The sequence below is a fragment of the Legionella antarctica genome (assembly GCF_011764505.1).
GTDB lineage: Bacteria > Pseudomonadota > Gammaproteobacteria > Legionellales > Legionellaceae > Legionella > Legionella antarctica.
This window is the reverse complement of record NZ_AP022839.1, coordinates 3,433,018-3,454,072: the sequence shown is the minus strand read 5'-3', so window position 1 is coordinate 3,454,072 and position 21,055 is coordinate 3,433,018. Positions and strand designations below refer to the sequence as shown.

The following is a 21,055-nucleotide window of genomic DNA, read 5'->3' as shown; positions in this document are numbered from 1 at the left end:
TTTTTTCGTTGATTACTTAATGGGGAACATTACGTGGCTAAAATTACAAAAGAAATAGCATTTGGTGACCACACCTTAGTATTAGAAACTGGTGAAGTGGCAAGACAAGCTGATGGTGCTGTATTAGTGAGTATGAATGGTACTCAAGTGTTGGTAACTGTTGTTGCGAAGAAAGAGGGTGGTGAGAACAATGGCTTTTTCCCCCTTACAGTAAATTATCAGGAAAAATTCTACGCTGTAGGAAAAATTCCCGGTGGATTTAATAAGCGTGAAGGAAGACCGAGTGATAACGAAACGCTCATTTCACGTTTAATAGACAGGCCGATTCGACCTTTATTTCCTGAAAATTTCCGTAATGAAGTACAGGTAATCGCTACAGTGCTTTCTTTAAATCCAGATGTTTCTTCAGATATTCTCGCTATGATAGGTGCTTCTGCCGCTCTTGCTATCTCTGGTGTTCCTTTCAATGGGCCAATTGGTGCTGCCCGTGTAGGTTATAAAGAAGGTGTTTATTTGTTAAATCCTAGTCGAAAAGAGCTCGAGCAATCAAGACTTGATTTGGTTGTTGCCGGCACTAAAGACGCGATTTTGATGGTTGAGTCCGAAGCTAAAGAATTAAGTGAAGACATCATGCGTGGTGCGATAATGTATGGTCATGAAATGATGAAGAGCGTCATAAAAGCCATAGAAGAAATGACTGGAGAATCAGGTAAGGCCCGTTGGAATTGGCAAGCAGCGGCTGTCGACACCAACCTGAAAGATAGGGTTGCAGATATGTCGCAACATGAAGTTGAAGCGGCATACCTGATAAGGGATAAACAACAACGCTATCAACGACTAGGTGAATTAAAAGAACAAGCCATTGCTGCCTTGATGGTAGAAAACAGTGAGTTAAGGGCTGATGATATTGCCAACATGTTTGGTGATTTGGAGCGTTCCATAGTCCGTAATCGTATTCTCGATGGCGAGCCTCGTATTGATGGACGTGATCATAAAACCGTACGTCCTATTTCAATCCGTACCAAATTTTTGGACCGAACTCATGGTTCTTGTCTGTTTACCCGAGGGGAAACTCAGGCGATTGTCGTAGCTACCTTAGGTAATGATCGAGATGCGCAAATTCTTGATGGAATCAACGTTGAGAACCGGGATCGATTCATGCTGCATTACAACTTTCCTCCCTACTCAGTGGGCGAGACAGGAATGGTAGGTAGTCCTAAACGCCGCGAGATTGGCCACGGTCGCCTGGCCAAACGTGCCTTAATGGCAGTACTTCCTGATACGGCAGATTTTCCTTATGTATTGCGTATCGTTTCTGAGATTACTGAGTCTAATGGTTCAAGTTCTATGGCAACGGTTTGTGGGAGCAGTTTGGCACTTATGGATGCAGGAGTTCCATTGAAAGCCCCAGTTGCTGGTGTGGCGATGGGCTTAATCAAAGAAGGTGATCGTTTTGCAGTCTTGACTGATATATTGGGTGATGAAGATCATTTGGGCGACATGGATTTCAAAGTTGCCGGTACAGAAAACGGAATCACTGCATTACAAATGGATATTAAGATTACGGGTATTACCAATCAAATTATGGAGCAGGCCTTAGAGCAAGCTTTAGCCGGTCGTACACATATTCTTGGGGTAATGAATAATTCATTGGCAGAGCATAGAGTTGAGTTATCACAACATGCTCCAAGAATCACCACGATGAAAGTAGCTGAAGATAAAATTCGCACGATCATTGGTAAAGGTGGCGCTACAATAAAAGGACTGATTGAAAGTACAGGGGTTTCTATAGATATAGATGATGCCGGAGTAATCCAGTTGTTTTCCCCAGATATTGACGCTTTAGAAGAAGCTCAAAAACAAATTAAAGCTTTAATTGCTGAAGTTGAAGTTGGGCAAACGTACAAAGGTAAAGTTAGTAAAATCGTTGACTTTGGTGCTTTTATTAATCTTTTACCAGGTAAAGACGGATTGCTTCACATCTCTCAAATTTGTAATGACAGAGCGCAAAAAGTTGAAGATGTTCTCAAGGAGGGTCAGGATATTGAAGTATTTGTTGCAGGTGTTGATAAACAAGGTCGGGTGAAATTAGAGTGGAAAGATAAGCCTTCTGCTCCAGAAGCTAAAGCTGCTGCCCCTGCTGCCGAAGAACATCAAGAAGTTGCTAACGCTGGCGATAGTTCTGAAGAAGAATAATACGTCAAATTATCCATAAATTTGAACCCGCAAGAAGCAATTTGTTGCGGGTTTTGCTTATTAAAAACGATATCTCAAGTTTGTAGAACTTCTTTCACGCTATTAAATACTGGTAATTACCTTATTCAATTAAAAGGTTTGTCGACTTTAGGAATGTCTCTATATTTTTATTCTGTTCCATATTACAGAGCGCTTTGGGAACTGTAATTTGGAACATTAATTAACGAATTAAATTCAAAAACTCACTGCGGCTACTCGAGTTAGTACGCATCTCTCCAAGCATTACGGAAGTTGTCATGACTGAATTTTGCTTTTCTACTCCCCGCATCATCATACACAGATGTTTGGCCTCAATAACTACGGAAACACCACGGGCTCCGGTTATTGATTCGATACAATTGGCTATCTCACTGGTCAATCGCTCCTGTATCTGCAATCTTCTAGCATAAAAATCAACGATACGAGCGATTTTAGATAACCCGATGACTTTACCGTTAGGTAAATACCCTACATGGCATTTGCCAAGAAATGGTAATAAATGGTGTTCACACATCGAATACAGCTCTATATCTTTTACAATCACCAGTTCATTCATATCGGAATCAAACAGTGCGTCATTAATAATGTCATCAATATTTTCAAGATAACCTTTTGTTAAATAGCGCATTGCATTAGCTGCACGTGCAGGGGTATCTTTTAATCCTTCTCGAGTTATATCTTCACCTAATTCTTTAAGCAGTTTAGAGTATAGTTGTTCCATAGTTAGAACTCCTAGCCTGGCGGCCAAGTCATTTGACGTCCGCCAAGTAAATGTAAATGAATGTGGTAAACTTCCTGCCCGCCACCAGAATTAATGTTAAAAATTAACCGGTAACCTATCTCGCTAAAGCCCTCAGCCTGAGCTAATTTCTTTGCTCGCAAAACCATATTTCCCAAGAGTTGTGCGTCTTCATCATTGGCGTCATTAATTGTGGCTATATGTCGCTTGGGGATGATTAACACATGCGTGGGTGCTTGTGGATTAATGTCACGAAAAGCCATTATATCACTATCTTGAAAAACCACAGTAGCAGGAATTTCACCCTGAGCAATTTTGCAAAACAAACAAGTCATAAGGAACCTGATTAATCGACTAAAAAGATATTATACATTTCCTTCATTAGATAGCGACAGCTTGTCTTTGCCTTTTATCGGAAATTTTCGCATAATAGCTCTTTTTTCTTAGTTTAGGGGTAAATAAATGAGTTTAATGGAAATTAAGAGTGGCAAAGATGTGCCAAATGAAATTAACGTTATTATTGAAATCCCTATGCATGGTGAGCCAGTAAAATATGAAGTAGATAAAGAGTCTGGCGCATTGTTTGTAGATCGATTTATGGCTACTGCCATGTTTTATCCTGCGAATTACGGCTATATTCCTAATACTCTATCTGAAGATGGTGATCCAGTAGATGTATTGGTAGTAACCCCTGTTCCTTTAATCAGCGGTGCTGTTATTGCCTGTCGTCCCGTGGGTATGTTAAAAATGACCGATGAAGCAGGAGTAGATGCGAAATTACTTGCTGTTCCTACTCATAAATTAAGCACAATGTATCATGATGTTCAAACCCATTTGGATTTACCACAGCATTTATTGTTAACCTTAGAACACTTTTTTAGTCATTATAAAGACTTGGAAAAGGGTAAATGGGTCAAAATAGAAGGATGGGTAGGTCCTGAAGAGGCACGTAAAGAAATTCTGGCCAGTGTGAAGCGCTTCAATCAGAATTAAGTCTAAATTTAGTTTATAGGTAAACAGTGCCCAAAAATTGTCCGATAATTTTAATATTGATGAAGGGCTGTTGTACACGGTGACCTTCATCAATCTCGCTTTCTTGATCACCTTATGATAATTTATTTTTTAGCAATAAAGCTTAAGGAAATTAAGTGCTATACCCTCTTTCTACGCTACTAATTCTATTAATTTTTTTGATTATATTATCAGCTTTTTTTTCAGGCTCTGAGATAGGCATGATGTCTATAAATCGATATAAATTGCGATACCTGGTAAAAAAGCAAAACAAGCAAGCAATACGGGTTAACCAGATGCTGGCACGACCAGACAGATTGTTAAGTGTGGTATTAATTGGTAATACTTTAGCCAACATTGTTGCATCTACCATAGCCACCTTAATTGGACAGCGGTTTTATGGCGATGCCGGGGTAGCTATTGCCACGGTGCTTTTAACCCTGCTGGTATTGGTATTTGCTGAAATGACTCCCAAAACTTTGGCGGCTATTTATCCGCAACAAGTTGCGTTTGCCTCTTCACTGCCTTTAAAAATTTTACAGTGGGTTTTTGCCCCTTTGGTACATCTAATTAGTTTAATTTCAAATGGAATTCTACGTTTGTTTGGCATTTCGATTAATCGCATCCAAAAAGAAGCATTAACTGGCGAAGAGTTGCGTTCTGTGGTCCATGAGGCCGGAGGGCTTTTACCCGTAGAACATAAAAGTATGCTGATCAGCCTGTTGGATCTGGAGCAGGCGACAGTTGAAGACATCATGGTTCCGAAAGCTGATATTGTTGGTATTGATTTGGAGCAATCCTGGTCGCAACTACTTGAGCAATTAGAGACGGCCCAACATACACGGTTACCTTTATATCGTGGGTCTATAGATAATTTGGTTGGAATGATTCATGCGCGGGATGTATTAAACCTGGCTTTAGAACAAAAATTGGATCTGGATAGTTTATTGAAAATAGCCGATCCTCCCTATTTTATTCCAGAAGCAACTCCTTTAAATATTCAGATTTTGAATTTCAGGAAAATGAAAAGACGGAGTTGTTTCGTTGTCGATGAGTATGGTGATATTCAGGGTTTAGTCACCATGGAAGATATTCTCGAAGAGATAGTCGGTGAGTTTACCACAGATATTGCGGCTCTAAGCCGTGATATTACTCCTCAGGACGATGGTTCAGTCATTGTGGACGCCAGTTTAACTTTACGTCATTTAAATCGAATGATGAGTTGGAGTTTGCCCTCAATCGGACCAAGAACATTAAGTGGATTGATTATAGAGTATCTGGGATACATACCTCCGGCAGATTCATGTTTGATGATAGAAAATTATCGTATTGAGATTTTGAAAATCAGTGATAATACGATTAAAGGGGTAAAAATGATTAAAGTAGGGAAGAAAAGAAAATAGAACAACTGTGAAATTCCAATTGTCGCCATATTTAGGAAGTTGAGGATAAGCCAAGCATCGTATAAATTAAGATAGGAGAAACTATTAGGCCTGTGTTACTAAGCTCACAATGGCGGGATTTGTTTCACTTTACTTCACGTTATAGTTCCTGGCCCAACCTTTATTTTTAAACTGTATTTTGCTTAAACGCCAAAGCGCATGGCAGAGCTGTCCTCAACTATCGGTTTTTTCGGTGCATTTTTTATGAGTGACTCCAGTTCACCATGGCCTGCCACCAGAACACCTAATCGTCCTTCTTTTAGGGCGGCCACTTCAGCATCAGTAAGGTTCGTGTTTGGTTCGGGGGCTGTTGGGTCAAGAAGCTGTTGTAATTTCGTAGCAGCATTTATCTTAACGTCACGACTTTTTTTATGGAAATGATCGGTTCCTGAAAAGGTATCCATAATTAAATAGATGAACGACACAACACCTAAAAAATTATAATGAAAAGACCATTCATTTCGTCTCATATCAATATATCCCTGAAGTTGAGAAATCAGAGGTGAAATAACCTCAGCGGATCTTTTATTTTCAACGGAGGTAACAGGAGGTTCGTCATGGTTGGTTTTAAGAATAACAGGAGGTTCAAACAGAGAAGTCTGAGCCACACTAGGTGTAATTACTGTCCGTGCTAGCCCATGTCTCATATGCGATTCCAAATAAGATTGGGTTTGCTCGCAAGGGAAGAAACCTTGTTTTGCAATCATAGCAAAGATATTGTCGCAGCTCTTTTTAAGATCTGTGAAGTTATGCAAACGAGCTCCTGTTTCTGAGTCTAGAAATGAGGCTACTTCACGAAATAAGGTCAAACTGGACGTTAACTTAGAAGCATCTATCTCAGTACCCATCAGAACATTAATACTTTTGCTTGAAAGGTGTTGTTCAATAAGCTGAACCATTTCATGGTAGTGATCAAAAAGAATGGGATCGCGAAGATAATCACAGGCTTCTTCAAAATTTACAATGCCATAGTATTGAGCGTTAGTGCTGTAACCTAGTATTTGCAGTTGTGGAAAAATGTACCAAATCCAATGGCTGGTTTTTTTTTCCGGCAGCTATTTCTTTCTTTGCCTGAGCATAGCCACTCGTTTTATTTTGTTGTGCTTCATGAAAACGTTTGAGCTGGGTCATCTTATTCTCCGGTAAATCAACTGGATCTTTGGTGGGCTATTTGTGGTCGAGATGAAATATAATTAGCCAATTATATCCTAATTTTAGAGGAAAATCTTGCCATTGTGGCGCATTTATAAAACAAATGCTGATTTTGAGAGTTACTAGTGACAAATGGACTTAATAATCATTTATTGTTGAGTTATAAAAATTCCTTTTCTGGTTTTATAAATTTAATAACACTATTTCTCCTGTAAGGATTGATAGGTAAATTTGCTTTTTAAGCAAAGCCAATCTAACTTTAATACAGGACTCGTAGACAAATACGTTTACGATTACATACGGAGTAGATATTAAAATGACCCACCATAAAAAGTTTAAAAATGAATCACAAGATGCTCGTCGTCATGATAAACACAATGCAACTCATCCAGAGGAAAAATTTGGAAATCATGAGGATAAAATAGAAAACACTCAAGGCAAAGAGTCGCATTCAAAATCAAACAAAAAGAAATAAGCATGCGGTTTGACCCCAGGTAACCTAACTATTGCAAAACCAGTGTTAATCCATTTCCCACTGTAAAGCAATGCGCAACAACGGCAACATTCATGTTGCCGCATTAATATTCATCTATTGATGCCTTAACAATTAGATCTAAGGTTGTTACTGTTGTTTAATCGCTACTATCTTAAAGCTAATAGCAACATCGTCTTTGATTTCATCAGTTCCCGCCCAATCTCCTTGACCCACACCAAATTGAGATCGTTTAATTTGTGTCGTACCCAATACAATCCCTTTGTTCGGCTCTGGCTGTTCTCCGCTAAAAACTAAAGTAACCGATACTGATTTATCACGAATGGTAAGCGTTCCTTTTGCCTGGAAAGCCTTTTCACCTGTTTTCTCAACTTGAGTTGCTTTGAATACAGCTTTGGGAAAAAGTTTGGCATTGAACCAGTCTGGACTAACCAGGATTTCTTTTAGTTGCGCATAAGACGCACTGATTGAACTGATATCAACAGTAATTTCAATGCTGCTATTTTTTAAATCATTGGGGTCAACTAAAATAGTACCAGTAAACGTTTTAAATTCTCCCGATACAGCGGCACCATTTTGGGTGGCAGTAAAAGTCAACTGACTTTCAGCAGGCACTATCTTCCATGAAGGTGGGGATGATTGGGCTGATAAAGAGATTAAGAGCAGTAAACAAGAGACTAAGCATCGTCTCATGGTGTGGTTTATAAGCATGATATCATCCTCGATTAGTTGTCGCTCTATTATGTAGTTCCTGGTCACACTGGCATGGGGGAGTATTTTATATCAAATGACAATATTCCTATGACATTTTTAAATGTAGGGTGTTTATTCTAATTGATCAAGTATTATTATGTTGATCAACACGACAGTAAAGCGCTTATATTCAAAGGGTTAATTGAGCTACTGTTTAAAATCTACTTGCAAGAGGTTTGGCAGTTAAAAAGTTTTTCACCTAATATGTAAGGACAAGCCCCTAATCAATTACATTTGATTGCGACAGCCTTCCTAACCTGTCTTTGATCCGCTAGAATCAACTTTTGATCAATGAAATGTACTTAATATATGTTGCATATTGCACTCTACCAACCTGAAATCCCACCAAATACAGGAAACATCATACGATTGTGTGCCAATAGTGGTGCGCAGCTGCATTTGATTCACCCTCTTGGATTTTCTCTCGATGACAAGCGCATGCGTCGTGCGGGACTTGATTACCATGAATGGGCCTCTGTGTTGCATTATGAAAACTGGCAAGCTTTTGCTGAACAAACTGCTAACCGTAGAATTTTTTGTTGCACTACCAAAAGTGAACAAATTTATACTGACGTGGTGTATCAGCCTGAAGATATATTATTATTCGGACCAGAAACGCGAGGTTTACCAGAAGAAATTTGGATAAATAACCCGGCAATTCGTATTCCTATGCGAGAGCAAAGTCGTAGTCTGAATTTATCCAATGCAGTAGCTATTATCCTTTTTGAAGCATGGCGACAACTTCAGTTCATTCAGTAAGTGCCGCCTACAGAAAATCAATCCTTGGCCCCATGGGTACAATTTGGGTTGGATTGATGCTCTTATGGCTGTAGTAGTAATGTTGTTTAATATGTTCAAAATTTACCGATTCTTTTATACCTGGATGTTGATAGAGCTTTAGCACGTAAGGCTGCAAATGTTGATAATCACTAATTCGCTGCTGATTGGTTTTGAAATGGCCAAAATAAACGGCGTCAAAACGAATTAAAGTAGTAAATAGACGCCAGTCTGACTCGGTTAATTGTCCACCTACCAAATACTCATTTTGACTCAGATGTTTATCAAGCTCGTCCAAAGTAGCGAAGAGGTTGTTAAAAGCTTGTTCGTAGGCTTCTTGTGTTGTGGCAAATCCGCATTTATAAACACCATTATTAACGGTTGCGTAGATAGTTTCATTCATGGCATCAATTTCTTTAGCCAAGGCTTGAGGATAAAAATTTTCTTGATTGTCAGTGAGATGATTAAAGGCTTGATTGAATTGTCGAATAATCTCTGCTGATTCGTTACTCACAATGGTTTCTTTTTTCTTGTCCCATAAAACGGGAACAGTCACTCTGCCAGAGTAGTTCTGATCAGCCTTGCAATAAAGCTCATACAAATAACGAAGTCCATATAGAGTATCACCCGTTGTGCCATCAATCCCGGTCTTAAATTCCCAACCGTTTTCTAACATATAAGGATGAACAACAGACAGTCCAACATAGGGTTCTAACTTTTTTAATGTTCTGAAGATTACGGTACGATGCGCCCATGGGCAAGCAAGAGAAACGTATAAATGATAGCGTCCCTTTTCTGCTGGAAATAACGAGTCTGTTTCTTTAGTTATTGCCTGTCTGAATTGAGCTGACTCTCTTTTAAAAGCGCCACCGGTACTACTCGTGTCATACCAGCTATCTTTCCATTGCCCCTTAATTAAATAACCCATTACTCCTCCTGACTCATAATATACTGCCATTTTTAAGAAACCGGCATGGCACGAAAAATTACTGCTAATCGATTCCAGGTATTAATTGAATTAATCTTCATGGTTTACTATATGAATCTAAACATTATTTTATGTATTTCGCAAATAAGGCATTATATATCTTTGTTCAGATCCAATATTGTACGGATTAAATTTTAATCGTTAACAAAAATAGCCCCACCTTTATTATTTCAATTTCCCTACTTGAGATATAGATGTGTTACCTGCCAAAAAAGAATAAAATTAATTCATATTGAAATGATTTTAATATGTTCTTTTTGCTGCGTTACAATACACATATATAAAAAATATTTCTCCCTGTGGTCTATACAACCCCGCACCAATAAAACCATTTTTCTTTCGACCTTACCAGTCTAAATTAGACTCTTTGGGTAGGGTTTTTTCTATAGTTACAGCCCCAGCGTGTTTGTTTGTTGTAGCTTTAGAGTTTGCTGGAGCATCTGTTTGCGCTCTAGTATGAAAAACTAGTTTCCTGGACGGGACAGATAGGCAGTTTTCCCAATATGATGTTCTGCTTCTCTCTCCAAGCTATCATTTCCGCAATATGATGCAATTTTAATTAATGACTCATTTTGAGCTGCAGATCCGGTTTTGCCGGTAGCTTTTTTAAAAGAAAGCTCTTGCTCTTTGGTCATCACAGGAAAAAAGCGCCCTTGCATTTGACCTTGTGCCAGAATGACTGCTTTTTCGTGAATGTTGACAAAACTTCTTGCTCCCGTATCAGTTAATAATTTAAGCGATTTAGGGTAGGGCTTACCACCAAGGTTTTGGGCTAAGTATAACGAATTAACAGGGTCGATGATTAGGGAGTTAAAATTACACTGATCCAGTTTATCCGCGTTTGCCAAACAATTTACTGCACTAGCCAGGGTTTTAATAAAACCTATTTTGGTAAGGAGGTTTTTTAGATTGGGTTGATTTAAAAGAGAGGCTTTGTTCATTGCTCTTAGCAGATTGAGAAAGGCAACTTGGGATATTTTCGCCTGACAAACAGCGAGAGTAATGGATTCTTGACATAAATTGTTTTCTCGCAAATACTCTAAAATTCGTGTCGTCATTTCTGCACATTCAGGATGTTGAAGCATGAATTTACGCGCTCCCGAATCAGGGGCATTGACTTTATCAAAGAAAATTAATCCCAAAGCTAGTCCAAACGCGTGCTTAGGGTAAGCCCTGACAACATCTAAAGTCTCTTCGCGATAGGAGTATTCTTTTCTAAGTGCGACAATTGCTTTTGCTAGAGGAACCGGATTTGGAATGACGCCACAGAGGATATTAAGCTCTTTATCTGCCAACCCAGCTTCACTTATGATAGATACTGCTTCTGCGAAATTTCTACTTGCATGAGGATACTTAAAAACATGCGATAAACTTAAGACAAGAAGATCAGGACTTATTTTAATTTCTTTAAATTTCTGAATAGCTGAGGCTATTTCGAAACTATGTACAGTGGGAGTTAAAATCAGCTTTAACCACGGCTTGAGTTCCCAACCCGCGATATTAAATTGTTTAATAATATCTTCAGACCATGTGCTCTTATCTAGAGTACCCTCTACTTCCAGCAAATTATCAAATTGTTCTTGGGTGACTGGTAGCACTTTAAGCAGTTTACTAAAATAATAAGGATGGTTTAGTTGCAAGGTCTTAGCCACATTAGCTGGAGTAAGTAAACCTGAATTTGCAGAAATTAATGTATCAATAATCTGATGAACAAAAATAATGTCTTTTGCATCTGTCAATAAAGAGACCAAATTATCAATAAGAAGTTTATGTTGTTTTAGAAGGCATAATAATTTTACGTTAACGTGTAATTTGCTCTCATCGCAGTCATTAAGAAACTTAAAAAGCAATACTCGCTCAGCATCGGTCATTCTTTTAGATAATTTGAACAGGACGAGCATTTCTAATGCGTCTATTTTTGGTGTTAAAGACATCACCAGTGGCACTATCTCTTTAGCCTGGCTTGAATTACGCTCAAAAAAAACAAGATTATCTTCTGTTAATCTCTCTTTGTTCTGCAGCAGTTCAAGTACCTCAAAACCACCAAACTCATTAGCGAGAGCCCGAAAGACTTGACTACTTTGTTGCGAATCATCTCTTCTCTTTTTCTCTAACAATATGGTTGCTAAACAAAGGAGCTCGGCAGGAGACAATAAATCTGATTTATTCTCTCGTTTAACGTTCACTTCTATAGCATGCGTTTTCTGCTCGTTAAACTTTTGTCTCCTATCTTTAACATTTTGTTCCATTTCTTGAACAAAGGCACTGAGTTTTTTTACATGAGGTTCTGCTTTAAACAGGATCCTGCCATAACCTTTATTGCTATCATAAACCCCCAGTTTTTCCATTACAAAAGAGATTTTCATTAACTATTCCTTGTTATGCGGTTGTCATACTTTAAATTAAGTCTGTGGAAATTAATACAAAAAAAAAGACAATAAATTGGTATCCTGTCAGAATCGCCGGGTAAGTGTCTGCCACTGAGTCCGGATTAATCCGAGCCGCGCGCGTCAGCAAGCGGAATTCTTTAAAAATATTCAAAATACCTATTGACACGGTTTTTCTGTAAAACTGATGTTTTTCCATATCAAACGTAAGTCATGCAATATGCATGCCCTAAGATCCCCAAGATCACAATGTAGCCCCTTTCACTAATAAAACATCTCCCTCCTGAGGTCAGATTTTTTCTTAGCCCTTAGTGGCGTTAAAACTCGAAAAATGCGTTCAAAAAAAGTCATGTTATGATTGCCGTATCAGCATTAGTAACGCAGTGGTAGATGATGAAACGCCAAGAAATCAAACAAGTTTTAGATGAGTTAACAAAAGATATCGATAGTCTTGCCGACAAAAAGGCCGTGACTATCATTAAGGTATTGGTTAATTTGGTCGAAATGCTTGCCGAAGAAAATGCTTTGCTCAGAGAGGAAAACCAAGTATTACGTGATGAGATAAACCGCCTTAAGGGTGAACAGGGCAAACCTAATATTCGCGGTCAATCCAAAGGTAGCAATGGCGATAATACAGGCAATTCCAATCATTCATCTGAAGGAGATCGCAATAAACGTGGTAAAGGGAACAATAAAAACACAGGCAAAGACAAAAAAAACGTACGTATTGATAGACGTGTTACGATTGCTCTGGACAAAGCAACGCTGCCAGATGACGCCAAGTTCAAGGGTTTTGAGATTCGAATCATCCAGGATCTAAAAATCATCACGGATAATGTTGAATTCAAGCTGGAAACGTATTACTCACCATCTTTGAAAAAAACCTTTATTGCGCCGATTCCTGGCGAATATAAGGGCAGTGAATTTGGTCCTGGGGTTAAAGCGCTGGTCATCACATTATACCGTGATGCAGGGATGACGGAGAGCGCCATTGAGCGCTTTTTAAAAACATGTGGTATTCAAATATCACATGGTAAAATTGCTTCCATGCTGACAGAAGGCAATGATATTTTTCATCAGGAAAAAGAAGATATTGTCGATGCCGGTAGCAACGCAGGCTTGTACCAGCAGATGGATGACACAGGCAGTCGTGTTAACGGCAAAAATCACTACACCCATGTTTTATGTAATGACTTTTTTACAGCATACTTCACTCGTCGTAAAAAAGATCGCTTGACCTTATTGGAGTTGCTGTGTCGAGACCAATTAAAGTTTATGTTTAATCAGGAGGCTTATGAGTTAATGGATGAGTTTGGTCTCGCAAAAAAATGGTTGGATCAAATTAAACCAATGCTGCATGCACAACCCCTCACACGTGAATCAATCGATAGTTTGATGGGAACACTTTTTCCAAATCCAAAAAAACACAGCACGAATCGACGCATAATTCTTGAGTCAGCAGCTCTTGCCTATTATCAGCACTCGAAATACTTCATCCATTATTTAATGACAGATGATGCGCCTCAGTTTAATAAATTGGCCCTACATCATGCGCTGTGCTGGATCCATGAAGGTCGTCATTATAAAAAACTCACTCCATTCTCAGATATGAATCAGAATATATTGGCTGTATTTCTTGAGCAATTATGGGATTTCTACCATGCATTATTGACTTACAAGACGGCTCCATCTCAATCAATGGCCCAACAACTATCAATGCAATTTGATACTTTGTTCGCAACCACGACAGGCTATGATGTTTTAGATCAACGCATTGCAAAGACACGTGCTAAAAAACAAGCGTTATTATTGGTGTTAGACCATCCATTTCTGCCATTGCACAACAATGCCTCTGAATTAGGGACACGGTTTCAAGCAAGGATACGCGACATCAATCTCCAAACGGTCTCCCAAAATGGCACCAAATCAAAGGATACGTTTGCCACGATTGTACAGACGGCCAGAAAACTGAAAGTTAACGTTTATCAGTATATTTACGATAGGGTGACTAAAAAATTTGAAATGCCATCATTGGCTGAATTAATCTTACTTAAAGTGCGGCAGGTTCCATGCACCACATAAGCATCTCGAGATAATTCCGCTTGCTGACGCGCGCGGCTCGGATTAGTCCGGGCTCAGTGGCAGACACTTACCCGGCGATTCTGACAGGATACCTTTAATTCTACTTTCTTTCGTTGACGAGGGTGCGTAGCACACGAGTCAACCACAATAGCAGTTAATGAAACACCTGTTATTGAGCCTGTGGGTATGTGGGCGCGAAGCCATCGAGTGTGGTCAAGCGGTGGATAACGTCTTTTTGTTATCCATGGCTTGTCCACATGTCCCGAAGGGCGATGGCTGATCCGCAGGACGCGTCCACATATCCACAGGCATTCCATTACGCTGCAGCCTCATATAGGCCAGCATAAACCTCTGACGGCGTGTATATTCCAAATGATTGATGAGGTCTTTCGTCGTTATAAAACTTGAAATACACCCTTAAACCATTTCGTAGTGCTAAAACTGTTCCGTATTCTTTTATGTAAATATCTTCATATTTGACTGAACGCCATAGCCGTTCAATGAACACATTATCCATCCATCGACCTTTCCCGTCCATGCTAATTTTGATGTCATGGTCTTTTAAAACATCGGTAAACGCCTTACTGGTAAACTGGGAGCCTTGATCCGTATTAAAAATATCAGGCCTGCCGTGGAGCCTGATGGCGCTCTCCAACGCGCTTACACAAAAGTCATCATCCATGCTGTTTGATACCTTCCAAGAGAGCACCTTGCGGCTATACCAGTCCATTATTGCCACCAAATATACAAAGCCTCCTTGCATCCTAACGTAGGTAATATCGGTGCACCAAACCTGATTGGGTCGATCAATCACTAAACCACGTAGCAAGTAGGGATAAACCTTTTGTTCCTTGTTCTTTTTACTCGTATTCGGCTTTGGTGCCACTGAAACCAGACCCATGATCCGCATCAAACGCTGCACTCTCTTACGGTTAACGTCATGGCCAAGGCGACGTAAATAAGAACGCATCTTTCTGCTTCCATAGAAAGGATGGCGCATGTATTCCTCATCAATCAAGACCATCAAAGCCAGATTCTCTGGGCTCTCGGTACATATTCCTTCGCCAGCAGTGCGATAGTAGCTAGCGCGTGACAAATTAACCAATGCACATTGGCGTACGATGCTGAGTGTAGGGTGATTGACATCAATCATGGCTCGCTTCTCCCGCACGCTCAACTTAGATGACCGGTCTTTTTTTTAAGCCAGTCTAACTCAACCGCTAGCTGGCCTATTTGCGTGTATAATCGATCTCGTTCTTGTATGATGGAGTCCATGTCTTTGTCATGCTTGCCGCTAAACAATTGCTTGCTTCCATCCAGTAATTGTTTTTTCCACAGATTGATTTGTGTTGCATGCACCTCAAATTCAGATGCCAATTCATTGGTCGTCTTGTGACTTTTTAATGCCTCAATTGCTACCTTTGCTTTGAAGTCAGATGTAAATTTTTTTTTAGCCACTTGGTACCCCGTTTAACAATGGTTTCTATTTTACACCACTGTCTCATTTTTGGGGTCCACTATACTCATAAACATGGTGGAGTAGCAGTAATCTCATCATTAGATTGAGGAGTAGGGTTCGTTGAGTTCGTTTGCATTGTAATAATAATACGTCGATGATACAGCTCCTCTTGCCTGGCAGCTTTTCCTCGAGCAAAGAAATTGTATCTCCGGCGCTCCTTTGCCTCTTCAAGAAATCGCTCTATAGTCTCTGCTTTAATGCCAACTCGGGAAGGTATTTCACAGGTATCTTGCTTAAGGAGAATACTTTCAGTATCTTGTACCGGTACTTTCTGGTTAATACTAAAACTCCAGCGTATACCATTACTGTCAGGGGTAGTAACATGACCAGCATAACTGTGAATTGATATATCTTTTCTCATTAAACCAGTGAGCAGCTCTTCTGCCATTTTCTTATTCTTGCTTTGGCTTCCACAACAATAAAGATGAATCGCTTCAATTTGATTAAATACCCATCCAAAATCCTGATTAAATCGATGAGAGACTCTTTGAATATCTAGAAACTCAGTTTTTGTAAAATCCACATTATTACCTACAACGAGAGGATGATCATCGGAAAATCCATGGGCACAGATATAAATCACCGAAGGCGATATTCGCTCTACATCAAAATCAACATCATCACCATGATAAATAATATGTATTCCATTATCCGAGAGCTTGCTCTGCTCATGTTTCCAACTTTCGACGCGTTCGACCAAATCACTTGCTTGTGACCGGGGAAATGGCACATATAAAATCATATAAATTCTCAAACCTAAAATTCCCCCAATTTTAGCTCATTTGGATTAAGAAAGTATTAAGATGACTTATATTTGAGCTTTATTTGTGAAGAGAAGGGGTGGTCGAATAATTAGCTCTGTATAGAGGCGTTGGGAGGAAATTTTCACCGAATAATAAGTAGCTGTCTCCGAGGGCAGCTATTCATATCAACATAATGGAACGGTGTTTTTTTTATATTTTCTCACCTGAGAATAAATTCCCTCTACGGTTGAGGGAAATTAACAAAACCCAGTGAACAGGAAGTCTTAGTTTACTTAATAGGCTCCCATATAATCTTTTTTACCAATTTCAACCCCATGATTGCGCAAGATGTCATAGGCTGTTGTCACATGGAAGAAAAATTGGGGAAGTCCATAATGCAGCAGGTAGGCTTGGCCATTAAATTTTTTCTCTTTTGGTGTTCCTGGTCGAGTAATAATTTCCTTCTCCTCACTACCATTTATTGCTTCTGGTTTAATAGTGGCGAGAAATTTTAGCGTTTTTTCAATACGAACTTGTAAATCCTCAATGCTGATTTCATTGTCTTCATAAGCAGGGACATCTAAACCCGCTAAACGAGCGCTAACTCCTCGGGAAAAATCAGTTGCAATTTGTACCTGCCGAATAAAATTGAACATATCAGGAAACAAACTTGCTTGCAGCAGAGTATGAGGCCCAATTGCTTTATTCTCCACGTGCGTTTTTGTTTTAATTAAAATATCATTTAACGCGGTCAATAATTGCTTAAAAATTGGAATTGAGGCGTTGTACATAGAAATCGTCTGGTTCATTTTTTTTCCTTTAGATTGGGAAGTCTTTCTGATAGGGAACATAAGGATATCATTAAATTTTACTACAGTTTCTAATCTGCTCCCAGATTGTTACTGTACTAAATTTCGTATTAAACCAACAGGAAATTCTTAATTTACAGGATTTCTCACCCGGGTGAGCGGCTTTGATATTGTTTTCTCTGAATGATTAAGTTAATGACCACCGTCAGGAGAGCAGTAGTCATAGGGATAACGATAAAAAGGCTCCAAGGAATGGAAAACTGGCTCTTTAAAATGGCTTCAGCCGTATATAAATTAATCAATATAGCGGTACCTGTAGCCAACACTCCCGAATAGACACCAATTAAAAACGCCTCACTACTGCGTATCCATAATAACGTCTTACGACGCATTCCCAAAATTTTCAATACTCTGGTTTCCTCTAGTTTGGTGCTGCTAAAGGCCAAAATTGCCAAAGTAACAATAACCAGACCAATTAATAAAGCAAACAGGCTAATAAAAGTGATTGCATTTCCTGCACTGGTAAATATGGCTCGAATTTTATTAATCGTATTGGCGACATCAATTACAGTAACGTTCGGAAATTGTTTGTTGATTTGGAGTAACACATACTGCTTCTCAGGTGGTAGATAAAAGCTGGTAATCATCGTTTGAGGTAATTGATTAAGCAGGCCCGGCTTGAAGAGCATGAAAAAATTGGGCTTAAATGAATTCCAATCAATTTGCCTGAAGCTGGAGATTCGGGCACTTAGCTCTATGTCACCAATACGAAATAGCAAAAAGTCTCCCAATTTTATTCCCAGGGATTTAGCTAATCCCTGATCAACAGAAACCCAATTTTGAGAAGGGTCTGTCACGTCCCAAGTACCGTCTACAATCAGATTGCTATCGGGTAGCTTCTTTGACCATGATAAATTCAGTTCTCTTTGTAAAGCATTTATATCTTTGGCATCCTCACCATATCGTTGATTAACCGACTCCTGATTAATGGCTACTAATCGTCCACGTACCATAGGATAAAAACTGGCACTTTTGACTTGATTGGCTGCTAGTACTTGATTTAAGAAGGTGGTCTGCTCCGGTGCTACATTAATTACAAAATAATTAGCTGTTTGTTCTGGTAACTGCTGTTGCCAGTCACTAAGCAAGTGATTTTTAAGTAGGGTTAAACTAAGCATTGCTGTTAAGGCAAGACCAATACCAATTACCTGCACCGCACTATCATTTAGGTTATGAGCAATATTGGTGAAGCCAAAACGCCAACTCAAGGAAATACGGGCTTTTGTTTTAATTGGCCCTGCAAATAACAGCCAAAGACCTATTAGAGCTGCTCCTATAAATCCAAGGCATCCAGTCAATACGCTTAACGTCACTTTAAGGGAATCGGTATAGATATAGGCCAGACCAGTCAATAAAAATAAGGCCATTCCATAGGTCAAAATAAGGGTGTTCTCCCACATAATCTGGTATTGCCGAAAAAGAGTAATCGCACTTACTTTACGTAACTGCCAAATAGTTCCTATAGAAAAACAAAACAAGATCATCATTCCGGTAACCATACTAAGCAATAACGGTCTGAGAGTGAATTGCGGCTCTACTCGGGGCAAAAGACCACCAAGCCATTTAATTAATATCGGTTGAAATGCATAACCAATTACAGCGCCAAGAATGCAGGCAACAATACCCAATAAACCGATACTAGCAATATAAAGTTGCATTACCTGGTACTGAGAGGCTCCAAAACAACGCAATAGAGCGACTTGCTTTAAATGACGTTGACAATAACGCAATGAAGCCATACTGATTGCAACTCCAGCCAGAATCATGCTTAATACTGTGCTAAAATTTAGATAACTTAAAGTCCGCTCGAGGGTTTCGGTTACTCTTAGATTTCTATTTTGACTATCCAGCCACTGCTGCTTATCTGCTCCCTCTTGGTTTAAAAAATTCTGCATCGCGCGCAATTGCTTTTTGGATCCATTTAGCAGCCAGTTATAACTTAGATTACTGCCTCGTTGAATAACTTTTGTTTTGGCAACATCCTCAAAATTAATAATGATGCGAGGAGAAATGGTGAACCAGTCACCTGTTTGCCCTGGTTGATCCTGAATGACACCGGTGATTTTAAAACTGGCAGCACCGATATTAATCGTTTTACCGATTTCAGTTGCCAGAAGGGAAAAAAGTCGAGGTTCCAACCATGCTGTACCTGGGTCCGGAGCACGATTAATCTCTTTTCCATAAGGTTCGCTAAGATTTCTGGCTATTTTGAGTACGCCTCGCAAAGGGTATGGAGTTGAAATTGCTTTAATTTGTGCCAACTGCAACTGATTTTGATCTTCAACCATACTGGAAAAACTAAGGCTAATTGTTTGACTTAAGCCAAGAGCCTGGGATTTTTGTAACCACTCCGGCTGAATAGACGATTTACTAGTAAAAACCGCATCCGCACCAAGCATGTTTGTAGCACTTTGCTCCAATTGATGCTTCACCGTTCCAGTAAAATTATTCATTGCACTGACGCAAGCTACAGCAACAATTAGCGCGATAAACAGCAAGGTTAACTCACCCGTTCGCCATTCCCGAATGATTGCTTTTATAGGTAGGGGTAAACTTAGCAAACTAATCGCCCCTCTACTAATGGCCAGTGAAGCTGGCAACGCCGGGCCAAAGTGTCATCATGGGTCACGATAACCAAAGTAGTTTGGTGCTCTTCATTTAAGGCAAAAAGTAAGTCAGTAATGGTTTTACCCGTTTGTGGATCCAGGTTACCAGTAGGCTCATCGGCAAATAATACGGAGGGTGAGATAGCAAATCCTCGTGCTATAGCCACACGCTGTTGTTCTCCTCCAGATAATTGCAACGGAAAATGTTTCGCACGATTGTGAAGCCCCACTTTATCCAACCATGAATTAGCAATAACTAATGCATTCTCCAGGCGCATAATTTCCAGAGGAAGCATAATATTTTCCAGGGCCGTAAGATTGGGAAGCAACTGAAACGATTGGAAAATGAACCCAATTTGCCGTGCTCTGAGCTGGGCTCGCTGATCTTCATCCAGTAGGGTAATATCCTGAGTATTATAAAATATTTTCCCACTCGAAGGCAGTTCCAAGCCTGCCATCAAGTTGAGCAAAGAAGTTTTTCCAGAACCTGATGCACCAGTAATGGCAATAGTCACTCCTGCCTTGATTTCAAGACTTATGTTTGTCAATATAGATAAACATAGCTCTCCGGTGCTGACGGTATAGTAGACATTTTCAAGCTTAATAATTTCCTTCTGGATCACCATGAAATCCCTGAATTTATTTTTAATGTTGTTAGTATTAATAATAGCACCCCTACAAGCAAAAAATATTGTCGTCCTAGGCGACAGTTTAAGCGCAGGTTATGGCATTGATACTCAAAAAGGATGGGTGAATCTATTGGCGACAAGGTTGCAAACAGAAGGGCGTTTTAATATCATCAACATCAGCATCAGCGGTGATACAACCAGTAATGGGCTGGCGAAATTAAAACCCGCACTGCAAAAGTACAAACCCGATGTCGTTATCATTGAGTTGGGGGCAAATGATGGTTTGCGAGGTCTTCCCATCAGTCAGATAAGAAATAACTTCGAAGTCATGCTCCAGGAGAGCCAAAAAGCCAAAGCTAAGGTATTATTGCTCGGAATAGACCTTCCGCCTAACTACGGTCTAAAATATCGTGAACAACTTAAGAATATGTACATTGAATTAGCCAAAACCCACAAGATTTTGTTGGTCCCTATGTTTTTAGAAGGTGTAGCAGGTCATGATAATCTGATGCAAAAAGACGGCTTACATCCAAATGAGCAAGCGCAACAAAAAATTCTTGATAATGTATGGCCACATTTAAAAGCCGTTCTTGAAACTAAATAACAACAGATGTTCTATTCTGCATTGCT

General features: G+C 39.5%; 18 protein-coding genes and 1 pseudogene. 7 read left to right on the top strand and 12 right to left on the bottom strand.

The window, feature by feature from the left end; all coding sequences use genetic code 11:
* Positions 1-33 precede the first annotated feature (33 nt).
* On the top strand, positions 34-2,196 hold the full coding sequence (gene pnp / locus HRS36_RS16285) for a polyribonucleotide nucleotidyltransferase (RefSeq protein ID WP_173238144.1): 2,163 nt from the start codon (positions 34-36) through the stop codon (positions 2,194-2,196).
* A gap of 220 nt (positions 2,197-2,416) precedes the next feature.
* Here pnp and folE read toward each other — a convergent pair whose 3' ends face one another.
* Entirely contained in the window at positions 2,417-2,956 is a 540-nt protein-coding gene (folE, locus tag HRS36_RS16280) for a GTP cyclohydrolase I FolE (RefSeq protein WP_173238143.1), read from the bottom strand.
* A gap of 11 nt (positions 2,957-2,967) precedes the next feature.
* On the bottom strand, positions 2,968-3,309 hold the full coding sequence (locus tag HRS36_RS16275) for a histidine triad nucleotide-binding protein (protein ID WP_173238142.1): 342 nt from the start codon (positions 3,307-3,309) through the stop codon (positions 2,968-2,970).
* 127 nt (positions 3,310-3,436) lie between these two features.
* Between HRS36_RS16275 and ppa the strand changes: the two genes are divergently transcribed.
* Both ppa and HRS36_RS16265 read left to right on the top strand, forming a co-directional pair.
* Positions 3,437-3,967 (top strand): inorganic diphosphatase, encoded by a 531-nt coding sequence (gene ppa / locus HRS36_RS16270; protein ID WP_173238141.1) that lies wholly within the window; start codon positions 3,437-3,439, stop codon positions 3,965-3,967.
* 155 nt (positions 3,968-4,122) lie between these two features.
* Positions 4,123-5,388 (top strand): HlyC/CorC family transporter, encoded by a 1,266-nt coding sequence (locus tag HRS36_RS16265; protein ID WP_173238140.1) that lies wholly within the window; start codon positions 4,123-4,125, stop codon positions 5,386-5,388.
* 182 nt (positions 5,389-5,570) lie between these two features.
* Here the strand turns inward: HRS36_RS16265 and HRS36_RS16260 are convergent, their stop codons facing one another.
* Together HRS36_RS16260 and HRS36_RS18770 are read right to left on the bottom strand one after the other, a co-directional pair.
* Positions 5,571-6,428 carry a DUF1810 family protein gene (locus HRS36_RS16260; RefSeq protein WP_267313970.1) on the bottom strand — a complete coding sequence of 286 codons (858 nt, stop codon included), beginning with the start codon at positions 6,426-6,428 and terminating at the stop codon, positions 5,571-5,573.
* Positions 6,409-6,558, bottom strand: coding sequence for a hypothetical protein (locus HRS36_RS18770; RefSeq protein ID WP_226905508.1), 150 nt, complete (start codon positions 6,556-6,558; stop codon positions 6,409-6,411). The genes HRS36_RS16260 and HRS36_RS18770 overlap by 20 nt, the downstream gene beginning before the upstream one ends.
* 337 nt (positions 6,559-6,895) lie before the next feature.
* Here HRS36_RS18770 and HRS36_RS16255 point away from each other — a divergent pair, with 337 nt between their 5' ends.
* Positions 6,896-7,054 carry a hypothetical protein gene (locus HRS36_RS16255; protein ID WP_173238139.1) on the top strand — a complete coding sequence of 53 codons (159 nt, stop codon included), beginning with the start codon at positions 6,896-6,898 and terminating at the stop codon, positions 7,052-7,054.
* A gap of 147 nt (positions 7,055-7,201) precedes the next feature.
* Here HRS36_RS16255 and HRS36_RS16250 read toward each other — a convergent pair whose 3' ends face one another.
* Positions 7,202-7,783 carry a YceI family protein gene (locus HRS36_RS16250; RefSeq protein ID WP_173238138.1) on the bottom strand — a complete coding sequence of 194 codons (582 nt, stop codon included), beginning with the start codon at positions 7,781-7,783 and terminating at the stop codon, positions 7,202-7,204.
* A gap of 351 nt (positions 7,784-8,134) precedes the next feature.
* On the opposite strand from HRS36_RS16250, the gene trmL reads away from it, so the two are divergent.
* Positions 8,135-8,584: a tRNA (uridine(34)/cytosine(34)/5-carboxymethylaminomethyluridine(34)-2'-O)-methyltransferase TrmL gene (trmL, locus tag HRS36_RS16245; RefSeq protein ID WP_173238137.1), complete on the top strand. Its 450-nt coding sequence runs from the start codon at positions 8,135-8,137 to the stop codon at positions 8,582-8,584.
* A gap of 7 nt (positions 8,585-8,591) precedes the next feature.
* Here the strand turns inward: trmL and HRS36_RS16240 are convergent, their stop codons facing one another.
* Together HRS36_RS16240 and HRS36_RS16235 are read right to left on the bottom strand one after the other, a co-directional pair.
* The gene (locus HRS36_RS16240; protein ID WP_173238136.1) at positions 8,592-9,530 is read right to left on the bottom strand and encodes a glutathione S-transferase family protein; all 939 of its coding nucleotides are present in this window, start codon (positions 9,528-9,530) and stop codon (positions 8,592-8,594) included.
* Positions 9,531-10,054: 524 nt separating this feature from the next.
* Positions 10,055-11,956 carry a hypothetical protein gene (locus HRS36_RS16235; protein WP_173238135.1) on the bottom strand — a complete coding sequence of 634 codons (1,902 nt, stop codon included), beginning with the start codon at positions 11,954-11,956 and terminating at the stop codon, positions 10,055-10,057.
* 411 nt (positions 11,957-12,367) lie between these two features.
* Here HRS36_RS16235 and HRS36_RS16230 point away from each other — a divergent pair, with 411 nt between their 5' ends.
* The gene (locus HRS36_RS16230) at positions 12,368-14,059 is read left to right on the top strand and encodes an IS66 family transposase (RefSeq protein WP_173235423.1); all 1,692 of its coding nucleotides are present in this window, start codon (positions 12,368-12,370) and stop codon (positions 14,057-14,059) included.
* A gap of 316 nt (positions 14,060-14,375) precedes the next feature.
* Here the strand turns inward: HRS36_RS16230 and HRS36_RS16225 are convergent.
* From HRS36_RS16225 to HRS36_RS16205, 5 genes and pseudogenes are all read right to left on the bottom strand, one after another.
* Positions 14,376-15,517, bottom strand: a pseudogene (locus HRS36_RS16225) (IS3 family transposase).
* 65 nt (positions 15,518-15,582) lie between these two features.
* Positions 15,583-16,278 carry a hypothetical protein gene (locus tag HRS36_RS16220; protein WP_173238133.1) on the bottom strand — a complete coding sequence of 232 codons (696 nt, stop codon included), beginning with the start codon at positions 16,276-16,278 and terminating at the stop codon, positions 15,583-15,585.
* A gap of 336 nt (positions 16,279-16,614) precedes the next feature.
* The gene (locus HRS36_RS16215) at positions 16,615-17,130 is read right to left on the bottom strand and encodes a DUF1993 domain-containing protein (RefSeq protein ID WP_173238132.1); all 516 of its coding nucleotides are present in this window, start codon (positions 17,128-17,130) and stop codon (positions 16,615-16,617) included.
* 146 nt (positions 17,131-17,276) lie between these two features.
* The gene (locus HRS36_RS16210) at positions 17,277-19,790 is read right to left on the bottom strand and encodes an ABC transporter permease (protein ID WP_173238130.1); all 2,514 of its coding nucleotides are present in this window, start codon (positions 19,788-19,790) and stop codon (positions 17,277-17,279) included.
* Positions 19,745-20,422, bottom strand: coding sequence for an ABC transporter ATP-binding protein (locus tag HRS36_RS16205; RefSeq protein WP_173238128.1), 678 nt, complete (start codon positions 20,420-20,422; stop codon positions 19,745-19,747). Before HRS36_RS16205 ends, HRS36_RS16210 begins: the two co-directional genes overlap by 46 nt.
* On the opposite strand from HRS36_RS16205, the gene HRS36_RS16200 reads away from it, so the two are divergent.
* Complete coding sequence (locus HRS36_RS16200; RefSeq protein WP_173238126.1) at positions 20,421-21,029, top strand: arylesterase; 609 nt, start codon at positions 20,421-20,423, stop codon at positions 21,027-21,029. The two genes, HRS36_RS16205 and HRS36_RS16200, sit on opposite strands and share 2 nt — an antisense overlap.
* The last annotated feature ends 26 nt before the right edge of the window (positions 21,030-21,055 follow it).